Annotated in this window: 15 protein-coding genes; 6 read left to right on the top strand and 9 right to left on the bottom strand. The window is 60.0% G+C overall.

Features of this window, described 5'->3' with window-relative positions; translation table 11 throughout:
• Nucleotides 1–78 precede the first annotated feature (78 nt).
• The gene (cfaB, locus tag J3P94_RS00435) at nucleotides 79–1,266 is read left to right on the top strand and encodes a C17 cyclopropane fatty acid synthase CfaB (protein ID WP_434570650.1); all 1,188 of its coding nucleotides are present in this window, start codon (nucleotides 79–81) and stop codon (nucleotides 1,264–1,266) included.
• Here cfaB and cls read toward each other — a convergent pair.
• Nucleotides 1,263–2,702: a cardiolipin synthase gene (gene cls / locus J3P94_RS00430; RefSeq protein ID WP_434570649.1), complete on the bottom strand. Its 1,440-nt coding sequence runs from the start codon at nucleotides 2,700–2,702 to the stop codon at nucleotides 1,263–1,265. The two genes, cfaB and cls, sit on opposite strands and share 4 nt — an antisense overlap.
• 141 nt (nucleotides 2,703–2,843) lie before the next feature.
• Here cls and J3P94_RS00425 point away from each other — a divergent pair, with 141 nt between their 5' ends.
• Nucleotides 2,844–3,365 (top strand): DUF3617 domain-containing protein, encoded by a 522-nt coding sequence (locus tag J3P94_RS00425; RefSeq protein WP_434570647.1) that lies wholly within the window; start codon nucleotides 2,844–2,846, stop codon nucleotides 3,363–3,365.
• Nucleotides 3,366–3,379: 14 nt separating this feature from the next.
• On the opposite strand, the gene J3P94_RS00420 is transcribed toward J3P94_RS00425, so the two are convergent.
• The 5 genes from J3P94_RS00420 to J3P94_RS00400 form a co-directional block, all read right to left on the bottom strand.
• Nucleotides 3,380–4,255, bottom strand: a complete 876-nt coding sequence (locus J3P94_RS00420; RefSeq protein WP_434570646.1) for a metal ABC transporter substrate-binding protein — start codon at nucleotides 4,253–4,255, stop codon at nucleotides 3,380–3,382.
• 11 nt (nucleotides 4,256–4,266) lie between these two features.
• Complete coding sequence (locus tag J3P94_RS00415) at nucleotides 4,267–5,133, bottom strand: metal ABC transporter permease (RefSeq protein WP_434570645.1); 867 nt, start codon at nucleotides 5,131–5,133, stop codon at nucleotides 4,267–4,269.
• Nucleotides 5,133–5,801, bottom strand: coding sequence for a metal ABC transporter ATP-binding protein (locus tag J3P94_RS00410; protein ID WP_434570643.1), 669 nt, complete (start codon nucleotides 5,799–5,801; stop codon nucleotides 5,133–5,135). The genes J3P94_RS00415 and J3P94_RS00410 overlap by 1 nt, the downstream gene beginning before the upstream one ends.
• Nucleotides 5,798–6,694 (bottom strand): GTP cyclohydrolase FolE2, encoded by an 897-nt coding sequence (gene folE2, locus J3P94_RS00405; RefSeq protein ID WP_434570641.1) that lies wholly within the window; start codon nucleotides 6,692–6,694, stop codon nucleotides 5,798–5,800. The genes J3P94_RS00410 and folE2 overlap by 4 nt, the downstream gene beginning before the upstream one ends.
• Nucleotides 6,695–6,799: 105 nt before the next feature.
• The gene (locus J3P94_RS00400) at nucleotides 6,800–7,192 is read right to left on the bottom strand and encodes a glutamine synthetase (RefSeq protein WP_434570639.1); all 393 of its coding nucleotides are present in this window, start codon (nucleotides 7,190–7,192) and stop codon (nucleotides 6,800–6,802) included.
• A gap of 137 nt (nucleotides 7,193–7,329) precedes the next feature.
• On the opposite strand from J3P94_RS00400, the gene zigA reads away from it, so the two are divergent.
• The gene (gene zigA / locus J3P94_RS00395; RefSeq protein WP_434570638.1) at nucleotides 7,330–8,538 is read left to right on the top strand and encodes a zinc metallochaperone GTPase ZigA; all 1,209 of its coding nucleotides are present in this window, start codon (nucleotides 7,330–7,332) and stop codon (nucleotides 8,536–8,538) included.
• Nucleotides 8,538–9,179 carry a DUF1826 domain-containing protein gene (locus J3P94_RS00390; protein WP_434570636.1) on the top strand — a complete coding sequence of 214 codons (642 nt, stop codon included), beginning with the start codon at nucleotides 8,538–8,540 and terminating at the stop codon, nucleotides 9,177–9,179. The genes zigA and J3P94_RS00390 overlap by 1 nt, the downstream gene beginning before the upstream one ends.
• Here the strand turns inward: J3P94_RS00390 and J3P94_RS00385 are convergent.
• The gene (locus J3P94_RS00385) at nucleotides 9,176–9,529 is read right to left on the bottom strand and encodes an NADH:ubiquinone oxidoreductase (RefSeq protein ID WP_434570634.1); all 354 of its coding nucleotides are present in this window, start codon (nucleotides 9,527–9,529) and stop codon (nucleotides 9,176–9,178) included. The genes J3P94_RS00390 and J3P94_RS00385 overlap by 4 nt on opposite strands.
• 27 nt (nucleotides 9,530–9,556) lie before the next feature.
• Here J3P94_RS00385 and J3P94_RS00380 point away from each other — a divergent pair, with 27 nt between their 5' ends.
• Nucleotides 9,557–10,537: a CobW family GTP-binding protein gene (locus tag J3P94_RS00380; RefSeq protein ID WP_434570632.1), complete on the top strand. Its 981-nt coding sequence runs from the start codon at nucleotides 9,557–9,559 to the stop codon at nucleotides 10,535–10,537.
• A gap of 12 nt (nucleotides 10,538–10,549) precedes the next feature.
• Here the strand turns inward: J3P94_RS00380 and J3P94_RS00375 are convergent, their stop codons facing one another.
• On the bottom strand, nucleotides 10,550–10,972 hold the full coding sequence (locus J3P94_RS00375) for a DUF3301 domain-containing protein (protein WP_434570630.1): 423 nt from the start codon (nucleotides 10,970–10,972) through the stop codon (nucleotides 10,550–10,552).
• A 119-nt stretch (nucleotides 10,973–11,091) separates the two neighbouring features.
• Between J3P94_RS00375 and pdxY the strand changes: the two genes are divergently transcribed.
• The gene (gene pdxY, locus J3P94_RS00370) at nucleotides 11,092–11,964 is read left to right on the top strand and encodes a pyridoxal kinase PdxY (protein WP_434570629.1); all 873 of its coding nucleotides are present in this window, start codon (nucleotides 11,092–11,094) and stop codon (nucleotides 11,962–11,964) included.
• 123 nt (nucleotides 11,965–12,087) lie between these two features.
• On the opposite strand, the gene J3P94_RS00365 is transcribed toward pdxY, so the two are convergent.
• Complete coding sequence (locus J3P94_RS00365) at nucleotides 12,088–12,573, bottom strand: acyl-CoA thioesterase (protein WP_305497705.1); 486 nt, start codon at nucleotides 12,571–12,573, stop codon at nucleotides 12,088–12,090.
• Between the last annotated feature and the right edge of the window lie 125 nt (nucleotides 12,574–12,698).

Raw genomic sequence — 12,698 nt, 5'->3', positions numbered from 1 at the left:
ATAGCCTGCTATTTTTCCATGATGGTCTACCCTCATTTCAGACGTCTGAAACAATCTGAAACATGGGGAGGTTATTACATGCTGGCTCAACTTCCACCGGCCTTACAGAATTTGCACCTGCCGCTTCGGTTGCGGCTCTGGGACGGCCATGAATTCACGCTGGGTGCCGATCCCAGCGTCACGATTGTGGTAAAGGACCCACAAATGGTCGCGCAATTCACCCATCCCAGCCTGGATGCCCTGGGAGCGGCGTTTGTCGAAGGCAAACTCGAACTGGAGGGCTCGATCAACGAAGTCATCCGGGTGTGTGACGAGCTGAGCCAGGCTCTGGTGGACGAAGACGAGAGCCATCTGCCGGTGCGTGCGGTGCACGACAAGGAAACCGACGCCAAGGCCATCTCCTATCATTACGATCTGTCCAACGCGTTTTATCAACTCTGGCTCGACAGCGACATGGTGTATTCCTGTGCGTATTTCGAGACCGGCAGTGAAACCCTCGAGCAAGCGCAACAAGCCAAATTCCGCCATCTGTGCCGCAAGCTACGCCTGCAACCCGGCGATTACTTGCTGGACGTAGGATGCGGTTGGGGTGGGCTGGCGCGCTTTGCCGCACGGGAATTCGGCGCCAAGGTCTTCGGCATTACCCTGAGCAAGGCGCAGCTTGCGTTGGCGCGGGAGCGGGTAAAGGCCGAAGGCCTGGAGAACCAGGTAGAGCTCCAGCTTCTGGACTACCGGGACCTGCCCCAGGATGGCCGATTCGACAAAGTGGTCAGCGTCGGCATGTTCGAACACGTCGGGCATGCCAACCTGGCGCAGTACTGCAAGACGCTGTACGGCGCGGTCCGTGAGGGTGGGCTGGTGATGAATCACGGGATTACCGCCAAGCATACCGACGGGCGTCCGGTAGGTCGCGGCGCGGGTGAGTTTATCGAAAAGTATGTATTCCCGAACGGTGAGTTGCCTCATCTGTCGATGATTTCCGCCGAGGTCAGCGAAGCGGGGCTGGAAATTGTCGATGTGGAAAGCCTGCGCATGCATTACGCGCGCACTCTCGACCATTGGAGCGAGCGCCTTGAGGACAACCTCGAAGCCGCTTCCAGGGAAGTGCCGGAACAGGCGCTGCGGATCTGGCGTCTTTACCTGGCCGGCTGCGCCTATGCATTCGCCAAGGGCTGGATAAACCTGCATCAGATCCTCGCGGTGAAGGCCCACGCCGATGGTAGCCATGAGCTGCCCTGGACCCGCGACGACATCTACACGCCTTAAAGAATCGGCGAAATCAGCCGGGCGATCCGCATGCCGACCTTCTGCAGGCGGTGGGTTTCCCGGCTTTCCTGTTTGGCCACTTCGTGGGCCTGGGCGAAGTCCTTTTCGAGCATCTGCTCGACCTCGCTGGCAAAGGCCATGTCGACGGTCAGCAGCATGACTTCGAAATTCAGCCGGAACGAACGGTTGTCCAGGTTCGCGCTGCCGATGGCGCTGATTTCCCGGTCGATCAGCACCACTTTCTGGTGCAGGAAACCCGGCTCATAACGAAACACCCGCACGCCGGCGCGCACCGCTTCGAACGCATAGAGACTGGACGCAGCGTAGACGATCCGGTGATCCGGTCGCGACGGCAACAGGATGCGCACGTCCACGCCGCGCAGCACGGCCAGGCGCAAAGCCGCGAAGACCGCTTCGTCGGGAATGAAATACGGCGTGGTTATCCAGATGCGTTCGCTTGCCGCGTGAATGGCTTCGACGAAAAAAAGCGCGCAGGTTTCGTAGGCATCGGCCGGACCGCTGGCCAGCAGTTGGCAGAGCACTCCATCGTCCGGATAAGCGTCCGGCAGGATCAGCGGCGGCAGGGAACGCGCGGCCCAGAACCAATCCTCGGCGAAGGATTCCTGCATGCTCGCTACCACTGGGCCGCGTACCTCTACATGAGTGTCGCGCCACGGTGCCAGGGGTGGTTTTTCCCCCAGGTATTCATCGCCCACGTTGTGCCCGCCGACGAACCCCAGGACGCCGTCCACGGCGACGATCTTGCGGTGGTTGCGAAAGTTGACCTGGAACCGGTTGAGCCAACCGCTGCGAGTGGCAAACGCTTTGACGTGAACGCCACCGTCGCGCAAGGCCTGGACATAACGATGGGGCAGGGAATGGCTACCGATACGGTCGTAAAGCAGATAGACCGCTACACCTTCAGCGGCTTTCTTCAGCAGCAACGCATGCAAGCGCTGACCGAGCCGGTCGTCGTGGATGATGAAGAATTGCACCAAGACCGCTTCGCGAGCACTCTCGATGGCCTGGAAAATTGCTTCGAACGTAGCTTGGCCATCAACCAGCAAACGCACCTGGTTGTTTGCCAGACACGGCGTGCGTCCCAACTTCGGCATGGCTCGTAACGAGGCGTAGGCCTGGGACGCGCGAGCGGCCAGGGCTTCTTCGACCCAGGGGCGCCAGTTGAGCTCGGAGATCGCCTTGCGCATTTCCTCGTTGGCTTGTCGACGTGCCTTGATGTAGCCGTCGAAGGTGCTGCGGCCGAAGACCAGGTAAGGGATCAACGTCAGGTAGGGGATGAATACCAGCGACAGGGCCCAGGCAATCGAGCCCTGGGCGGTACGCACCGTCAGCACCGCATGGACGGCGGCGATGGAGCCGAGGGTATGGAGCAGCGCGATCAGGTAACCGAAAACATGCGGGCCAAAAAAATCCATGGGGCTGCCTTGCTCCTGAAACTTCAATGCTTAACAGACCATGTTCCAGGGCGAATGTCGCTATTTAATTCACTCGGCGCGGGTCTGAACCGAAGCCTGAAGGCGGCGTCTAACGGCCACTTGTCCTCTGGAGTTTGTGCAATGAATGTTCGTCTGCTGGGTTTGGCCTTGGCCGTTGGCTTGTCGGTTCCTGTGGCGGCTCAGGCGCAGATGCTTCAACCAGGCTTGTGGGAATTGACGACCAGCAACATGAAAGTCGACAACCAGAACCTGCCGGACCTTCAATTGATCCTTGGTCAACTGCAGAACCAGATGACACCTGAACAGCGGGCAATGCTCGAAAAGCAGGGCATCACCATGGGGGGCAAGGGGATTCGGGTGTGCCTGACGCCGGCACAGGTGCAGACCAATGACATCCCGCTGCAGGATCCGCAATCAGGCTGCAAGCAACAGATCACCGAGCGTACCGGCAACCAGTGGAAATTCCGCTTCAGTTGCCCGAAAGCCCAAGGCAACGGTATCGCGACATTCCAGAGCGATCGTGAATTCACCACCAAGGTCAATGGCACGTTCAACGCCACGGGTATCCAGCAGAACGGCAGCCTGGACACCCGCGCCGTATGGCTGGGGCAGGATTGCGGGACGGTCAAGCCGAGGGCTTGAACAGCGGCCTGTTATCAGGGCCGGCCCAGTGCCTCGTAGAGTGTGTTGAGGTTGTATTCGAAGAGACCGGTAAAGGTGCTGGCCGGTCCGCTGGCGGCGAGGGCATCGGAGTACAGCGTGCCACCGATGTGCGCGCCGCTTTCGTCGGCGATCTGCTTGAGCAGGCGCGCGTCCTTGATGTTTTCCATGAACACGGCTTTGACTTTTGCCTGACGAATCTGGGTGATCAACGCAGCGACTTCCGCGGCTGACGGTTCACGCTCGGTAGACAACCCTTGCGGCGCCAAAAACTCGATACCATAAGCCTGGCCCAGGTAACCGAACGCATCGTGGGACGTGACGATCTTGCGATTGCCCGGTGGCAACGCAGCGAACTTCGCCTTGGCTTCGGCGAGTAGTGCATAAATCTTCTTCAGGTACGCCTGGCTGTTACGTTCGTAGTCGGCCTTGTTCGCCGGGTCGGCCGCCTCCAATGCCTTGGTGATGTTGCCGACATAAAGCACGGCGTTGGCGAGGTTATGCCAGGCGTGTGGGTCGGGAATGGTCTCGCCATCTTCTTCCAGCGAGCGTGGAATCACGCCGCGGCTGGCACTGATGACCGGGGCACCGGTTTCGGTGCTAGTCACCAGGCGATCCAGCCACGGCTCGAAGCCCAACCCGTTCTTGATGATCAGTTTCGCCCCGAGCAATGCCTTGGCGTCGTCCGGCGTGGGTTCATAGGTATGTGCGTCAGCGTCCGGCCCCACCATGTTGGTGATCTGGACATGCTCGCCGCCGACTTGTCGGGTCATGTCGGCAAGGATGCTGAAGCTGGTCACCACCTTGAGTTTTTCAGCAGCAGACAGGGACATGGACAGCATCAAGCTGAATATCAGGAGCAGGGCGCGCATCAGGTAACACCTCATTGGGATGTAAGCAGGGGCGGGCGGCGCAGCAAACCGTGCACCGGACCGAATACCACGGACAACAGATATGACGCGCCCGCCACCAGGACGATGGCCGGCCCGCTGGGCAGCGAAAAATAGAAGGACAACAGCAGGCCCAGCCACACCGAGAGACAACCGAGCAATGCAGCGACCAGCATCAACATCGGCAGGCGACGGCTCCAGAATCGCGACGCGGCCGCCGGCAGCATCATCAGGCCGACCACCATCAACGCGCCGATGGCCTGGAAGCCGATGACCAGGTTCAGCACCACCAGGGTCAGGAATACGCCGTGGGCCAGTGGACCCAGACGGCTGACGGTTTGCAGAAACAGTGGGTCCAGGGTGTCAAGTAACAGCGGGCGGTAGATCAACGCCATTGCCACCAGACTGGCCGCCGAAACCCAGAGCATGCCGTTGAGTGTCGGGCCGTCCACGGCCAACGCCGAGCCGAATAACAGGTGCAGCAAGTCCAGGCGTTTACCGGCCATACCGAGGATCAACACTCCGGCGGCGAGGGAGATGGGGTAGATCGCCGCCAGGCTGGCGTCTTCCCGCAGGCCGGTGCGGCGGGTGATCCACGCCGCCAGCCCGGCCATGCTCAAGCCGGCGCCCAGGCCACCCACCGTCAAGGCTGGCAGGCTCAGACCGGCGAACCAGAAACCCAGGGCCGCGCCCGGCAAGATGCCGTGAGCTACCGCATCGCCGATCAGACTCATGCGCCGCAGAATCAGGAAGACGCCTAGCGGAGCCGTGCTGCATGCCAACACCAATCCGCCCAACAAGGCCCGGCGCATGAAGACAAATTCCTGGAACGGCTGCCAGAAGTGGGTGGCGGTGAGCATCAAGCGACCTGCGTGTAAGGCGTCGGGGCGATCAATTCGGCGCTGCGACCCAATACGCAGCCGGACGGATTGATCAGCAAGGTATGGGGGATGTGTGTATGCACCGCGGCCAAATCGTGACAAACCACCACCAGGGTGCGCCCTTCGCGATGCCACCGCTGAATGTTCTCCCACAGCAGCGCCTGGCCTTTTTCATCAAGGGCTGCGTGGGGCTCGTCCAGCAACAGGAGTGGCGCTTCGGTCAGGCTCAGTCGCGCGAGCAGGGCCCGTTGCAACTCGCCACCCGATAACGCCATCAGCGGGCGATGTTCCAGGCCGCTCAAGGCCCAGTCATCGAGAACCGCCTTGAGTCGTTGGTTGCGTGCGGCAGGTTCCTGTCGATTACCCCAGGAACCTGCCGCCACCAATTCCTGCAGGCTGATGGGAAATTGCCGGTCCAGGTGCTGCTGTTGAGGCAGGAACGACACGCCGCCGCGCCGTTGAACGTTGAGCGAGACCTTCCCCGTCAGTGGCTTCTGTAGCCCGGCGAGGACTTTCAGCAGGCTGCTTTTCCCTGATCCGTTGGCGCCAATGATTGCGGTCAGGCTGCCCTCCGGGCGCTCCATGTGCAGAGGTGGAGTGAGAGGGTGCCCGGGGATACCCCAACTCAATCCCTGGCAACGAATCATGAGTCCTCCCGTTGCCAATGGCTTTGGGCGACAGCATCGTGGGCGTGCAGGCTTTCCGCATGAACGACTCGTACGTCAAGGGAGGAGATCCAGGGCAGCGGCCTCAGCGCTATATTCAAGCGCCGCGCGGCATCTTCGCAGAACATAAGGTTCTGCCCATTGGCGAGCGCGAAGGCTTGCTCATCGACGCGTTTGACGGCGGTTTGGACAGCGGTGCCGAGCGCCGCCTCCGCCTCGTTGATCAGCGGTAACACCGGAAACTCATCGAGCTTGGCGTCCAAGCGCAGGTTCAGGATGGCGACGCTGCGCTGGCTATGAGGGGTGGCCACGATACCTTTCTGAGAACCTAGCCACGCGAGAACGTCAGCGTGCTCAAGGTTCGTATTCGCGAAATCGTCGAGGAATTTCTGCTGGATTAATTGCCGCGCCAGCGCTGCCGAACAAGGGCAAGTAGACGAGTAAGGAATTTCGATTTGAAGTTCCACGTGGAACACTGAGTTTTTAAAGCGGGCTTCGATAACGATGGGATAGCGCTTCCAGCCGGCTAGTGGGCTGATCAAAGCGGGGCGCTTGTACATCAGATCGGTGCGCAGAGTCAGTGAAGCACTCCGGGACAAACCTTCATGACTGTCCAGAAACTCTTGCAGGATCCGGCGTAGCAGGTCCGGAGAAAGCGCGGTGTGCTCAAGCTTTTCGAGTGCCACATACAAACGCGACATATGGATGCCACGCGCTTCGCCATCATCGAGACTGACGCCGGCGTCGGCAGAGGCGCTCAAACGCTGGCCGTCCACCAGCACCGGCACGGCGATGCCGCACATGCCCACCCAATCCAGCGACATGGCTTGACGAGATGCCTGCGCAGCAATGTCCGGCAGAGTTAACGCGTTCATTTTCGAGGTCCATGAGAGGTTCGTTTTTAATGTTATAGTATAACAATAAAATCGACGAGGCCTTTTTCATGAACAGAGTTTCATCTCGAAGTTCCACGTGAAACCTCAGCGTGAAGACTCCTGGCAGCCATTCATGCGACCGCACATAAAACTGCCTCTGGTGCCGCCAGAACTGGAAAAACGGTTGATCGTCGTCCAACCCACACGGCGACTGTATCCAACCCAGGCTTCGCCATCGGAGGCCAGTCCAGTGAAGAAGGTCAGTTGGCCGTATCGGCTGTTTGTCTGGGCCCAGTAGCGGTGGCCAGCCACCTCATAGCCACGCAGATAAATTGTATTGCCAGCCGTAGCGACGCTGTAGGCATTGCCCTGTCCATCTATGCAGGCCAGCACGTTGGTGCTGCGGGTGCAGGTCCCCAACAAAGCGCCTTGCGCCGAAACGCCCGTCGCTATCAGCAGCAGTGGCGCTGCGAACAGATATTTGAAGAGGTTGAGCATTTATAAGAACCCAGATGCGGAAAAGGGTTGGATGTATTCAAGTGTAATACTATAACATTAAAAAAGACTGACCCCTTTAGCCGAACCGAAACCTGATACGAGCCACAGTAGCGGCCGCCCCGATGAGGATAAACCTGATGCCTAACCGTCTTCCCGTTACCGTGCTGTCCGGATTTCTCGGGGCTGGTAAAAGCACCTTGCTCAATCATGTGTTGCGTAATCGCGACAATTTGCGCGTTGCCGTTATCGTCAACGATATGAGCGAGATCAACATCGATGGCAGCGAAGTGCAGCGAGATGTCAGCCTCAATCGCGCCGAAGAACGGTTGGTCGAGATGAGTAATGGCTGTATCTGCTGCACGCTGCGCGAGGATCTTCTGGAGGAAGTGGGCAAGCTTGCCAGGGAAGGCCGCTTCGATTATCTGCTGATCGAATCCACGGGCATTTCGGAGCCGATGCCGGTCGCCGAAACCTTCACCTTTCGCGATGAAGAAGGGCGCAGCCTGGCGGACGTTGCGAGGCTCGACACGATGGTGACAGTGGTCGATGGCGTGAATTTCCTCAAGGATTACCAGGCCGCGGAAAACCTTTCCACCAGGGGCGAAACCCTCGGGGACGAAGATGAGCGCTCGATAACCGATTTGCTGATCGAGCAGATCGAGTTCGCCGACGTGATCCTGATCAGCAAGATTGATCTCATAAGCCGCTCCGAGCGGGAAGAGTTGAGCGCAATCCTGTCGCGCCTGAATGCCCAGGCGCAGGTTATTCCCATGGTCATGGGGCAGGTACCGCTGGGGCAGATCCTTGATACGGGCCGCTTCGATTTTGAACGCGCGGCGCAGGCGCCCGGTTGGCTGCGGGAGTTGCGCGGCGAGCATGTGCCCGAAACCTTGGAATACGGCATCGCATCGACTGCTTACCGCGCCCGTCGCCCGTTTCATCCCCAACGATTCTTCAACTTTATCGACCGCCCATGGACCAATGGCACGCTCCTGCGCTCCAAAGGTTTTTTCTGGCTCGCCAGCAAACATGAGGAAGCCGGCAGTTGGTCCCAGGCCGGCGGGTTGATGCGTCACGGGTTCGCCGGGCGCTGGTGGCGGTTCGTGCCGAAAAGCCAGTGGCCGCAGGATGAGGAGAGCATCGCCGCGATCATGAAAAGCTGGCTGGAGGCCTCCGGTGATTGCCGCCAGGAGCTGGTATTCATTGGTCAGAATATAGACTTCGCGCTGCTCGCCACCGAACTGGACGCTTGCCTGCTAACCGACGCGGAGATGAGCCTGGGCATCGAGCGCTGGCGGCAGTTGCCAGACCCGTTCGGCCCCTGGCATGACGAGGTCGCGGCGTGATGCTGGCGCCTCGTCTGAAGCAGCTGCGGCAGGTCCAGGGAGACACGCCGCTTACCTTCGCGCAGATTCTGGATGACGACACCAACCTGGCTGTGTGGCAGCGTCACCTCCCGGCGCATATCAGCGATTTCGCAGTGATGCTGCTCTCGATGGGCCAACCTCTGGCCGAGTCGATGGTGCTTGAGCTACCGAGCGAGGATACGCAGCCGGCGTTGCATGGCCTTGCCGCGGGTTTCGGCGATCTGCACGGATATGAAGGGTTCGTCGCGGATGTCGCTTGGCTGGTCAGTGCGTTTGCCTGCCTCCTCGGTGCCCGGCGCGTCGGGCTGCGCTTGCGAGCGTTGGATACGGCGATGTGCCCACGTTTTCACGTCGACCATGTGCCGGTGCGGCTGATCACCACCTATGCCGGCGTCGGCAGCCAATGGCTCATGGAAGGCGTCATGGACCGTCGACGATTGGCCCAGCCTGAAGCAGAGCCTGCCGACGCGAGTCTGATTCAGCAGATGCGCAGCGGTGATGTGGCGCTGCTCAAAGGTGAAAAGTGGCAAGGCAATGAAGGTCACGGGCTGATCCATCGCTCACCGCAATTGGCGCCCGGCGAACGGCGTTTGATCCTTTCGCTGGATTGGCTGGCCTAAGGCTTGAGCCAGTGTCCCTGGCTTTGGCTTTCGCAAAAGGGTTTCAGGTAAGCCGCATCGGTGGCTACGCCGTAATAGTGAATATCCTGGCGATAAGGCATATTGGCGACCTGAGCGTCGCTGCAAATGCCAAATGCCCCGCCAGGGCACTGATCGACATACTGCACATCGACCTTCTGCCCGGCCAGGCTGGGTTGACAGAAGCCGTCGGCGAACAGTTTTTGCGGAATGTTGCGGTTTTGCTGGCAGACTCTGACATCGAGCCGTTCCGCCTGGCTGTGCACTACACACGCCTGGGCCAAGGCCTGGGTCGAGGTCAGCAGCAGTAACAGCCAACCGATCATTCGCATTTAAACCTCCGTCGAAAGCTATCGATCATGTTGCAGAACATACCCACCCATGTGATTGCCGGCCCTTTGGGAGCAGGCAAGACCAGCCTGATCAGGCAATTGCTGGCTCAGCGTCCGGCTGATGAGCGGTGGGCCGTGCTGATCAACGAGTTCGGCCAGATCGGCCTGGATGCCGCGCTGCTGACCCAGGCCGCCGATGGTATCGCATTGGGCGAAGTGGCCGGGGGCTGTTTGTGTTGCGTCAATGGAGCGCCGTTTCAGATCGGCCTTGGCCGTTTATTGCGCAAGGCGCGGCCGCACCGTCTGTTCATCGAACCCTCCGGGCTGGGTCATCCGGCGCAGCTCTTGCGACAGCTGAACGAAGCGCCCTGGCTTGGCGTGCTGGCGATCCAGCCTTGTGTGTTGGTCCTGGATGCCCAGGCAATGGCGAACGGCAAGCCGTTGCCCGATGCGCAACGACAGGTCCTGGCTGACGCCGGGTTGCTGGTGCTGAACAAGTCCGAAGACCTTACCGACGCCGATCGCGTGGGCATTACTTCCCAATTGCCCGAGATTGCGCTGTATTGGACCCATCAGGCTGCGTTGCCGATTGATCGGCTGCCCGGCCTGGCGAATCGCGGCGACGGAGCTGTGGATAACTTGGCTGTAGATAACTTGAATGTGCCCAAGAGCCTGGGGCAGATGCCGGCCATCTGGAGTGATCCGACGTTGCCGATCTGCCTGCATCAGCAGCAGGGCGAAAGCTGGAGTATCGGTTGGCGCTGGCATCCGGACCAACGATTCGACGTCGCGCAGCTGTCTCGATGGCTGCACGGCAAAGACTGGAAACGCGCGAAGATGGTTATCCACAGCGAGGGCGGTTGGGTTTCCGCCAATGCGTTGGACGCAGGGCCGCTGGAGTGGCAAGCGAGCGAGTGGCGACAGGATTCGCGAATCGAGCTGATCTTCGCCGAACCACAAGACGTGGGAACCCTTCAAGCGAGCCTGGCGAGCTGCCGCCACCCTTGAGTCAGCCTCGTTTCAGGGCTTCCATTTATTGTGTTCCTGACGCCACTGGCTCAGCTCGATAACCTCGGCCCGGGGCCGGGTCTGGACCGGTTCGATGGGCGCCTGCGCGGTTTCTTCGAACGGCATCGGATAGGGTGCCAGTTCGATGTGTGCACTGTGGGCGCCGAATTGAGTGATGGTGCCGGTATGACGCGTCTCGCCCGTCACTGTGAATTCGAAGTTATAGACACGTGCCAGGCGCCGTCGCCCGCTGCCGTCTTTCACAAACCCGATCTTGCGCAGCGCTACGTTGCCATCCAGCAGCTCGATCTTGAGATTGGCGCAGTGTTGCATGACCCTCGCCAGAGCCCGTTCGCGCAAGCCATGGTTGTGCCACAGCCAGGCGCCACCGGTAGCCAGCAGCATCAGCACGAAAATGTTTCCAAGGGTCAGCATGAACGAAGTGCTCCAACAAGTTGCCGTCAGCTTAACTGCGTCGCCGGTCTGTCGTACAGGCTGCGTTTAGTCGCATACTGCGCCGCTTGAATTTCATTCGTTTTACGGAAGCTTCCTGCATGAAACGTACGCCTCATCTGCTTGCCATCCAGTCCCATGTGATATTTGGTCACGCCGGCAACAGTGCTGCCGTGTTTCCAATGCAGCGGGTCGGCGTCAACGTATGGCCGCTCAATACCGTGCAGTTTTCCAATCACACCCAATACGGGCAGTGGGCCGGAGAAGTGTTGGCGCCTGCTCAGATTCCACTTCTCGTTGAGGGGATCGCGGCCATTGGCGAGCTGGGTAACTGCGACGCGGTGCTGTCCGGTTATCTGGGCAGCGCTGCCCAGGGGCAAGCAATCCTGGCGGGCGTGGCGCGGATCAAGGCTTGCAACCCCAAGGCGCTGTATCTGTGTGACCCGGTCATGGGGCATCCGGAGAAGGGCTGCATCGTGGCGCCCGAGGTGAGCGAGTTTCTGCTGGAAGAGGCCGCTGCCGTGGCGGACATCATGTGTCCGAACCAGTTGGAACTGGACAGTTTTGCCGGGCGCAAGGCGCAATCATTGTTCGATTGCCTGGCCATGGCACGTGGGCTGTTGGCTCGTGGACCGAAGGTGGTGCTGGTCAAACACCTGGCTTACCCCGGCAAGCCCGACGACAGCTTCGAGATGTTGCTGGTCACGGCTGACGGGGGCTGGCACTTGCGTCGTCCATTGCTGGCGTTTCCCCGTCAGCCGGTAGGGGTAGGTGACCTGACCTCGGGGTTGTTCCTGGCGCGGATACTGTTGGGCGACAGCCTGGTGGCAGCATTCGAATTCACCGCTTCGGCGGTACACGAAGTGCTGCTGGAAACCCAGGCGTGTGCCAGCTACGAGCTGCAACTGATCCGTGCCCAGGATCGGATCGCCCACCCGCGCGTGCGCTTCGAGGCCACGCCGATCAGCCTTTGATTGACGCAATTCAATGTGGGAGCGAGCTTGCTCGCGATGAGGGCGTTACATTCAACATGACTGTTGCCTGTTACACAGCTATCGCGAGCAAGCTCGCTCCCACATTGCATCTGCGGCGACTGCTTACGGCCCGTCCGCCTTGATTTCCTGATAACGCCGTTCCAGCTCCTGACGGATCTGCCGACGCTGCTGGGCTTGTTCGTAGCGGCGCTTCTCCTCACTGTTCTGCGGGTGCAATGGCGGGACGGGCGCAGGTTTGCGTTGGTCATCCACGGCAACCATGGTGAAAAAGCAGCTGTTGGTATGGCGCACCGAGCGTTCACGAATATTCTCGGTCACGACCTTGATGCCCACTTCCATCGACGTGTTGCCGGTGTAGTTCACCGACGCCAGGAACGTCACCAGCTCGCCGACGTGGATCGGCTCACGAAAGATGACCTGGTCGACCGAGAGCGTCACCACGTAGCGCCCGGCGTAACGGCTGGCGCAGGCATAGGCAACTTCATCGAGGTATTTGAGCAAGGTGCCGCCATGGACATTGCCAGAGAAGTTGGCCATATCGGGGGTCATCAACACCGTCATCGACAGCTGGGCGTTTCCGGGTTCCATAACGTTCTCACGGTTCAAGGCAGCAATTTCGGGGAGGCGCCTCTGCGGGCGTTGGGGTGTGGCCACTCGTTTTCCAGCCACCCATATCGGGACGCTGCGCCGTTGCTTGCCGTCACGCTTGGGTG

It is taken from the genome of Pseudomonas sp. Z3-8, from assembly GCF_051131975.1.
GTDB lineage: Bacteria > Pseudomonadota > Gammaproteobacteria > Pseudomonadales > Pseudomonadaceae > Aquipseudomonas.
Note: the sequence above shows the minus strand (reverse complement) of the source record. Positions and strands in the feature narration are given on the sequence as shown.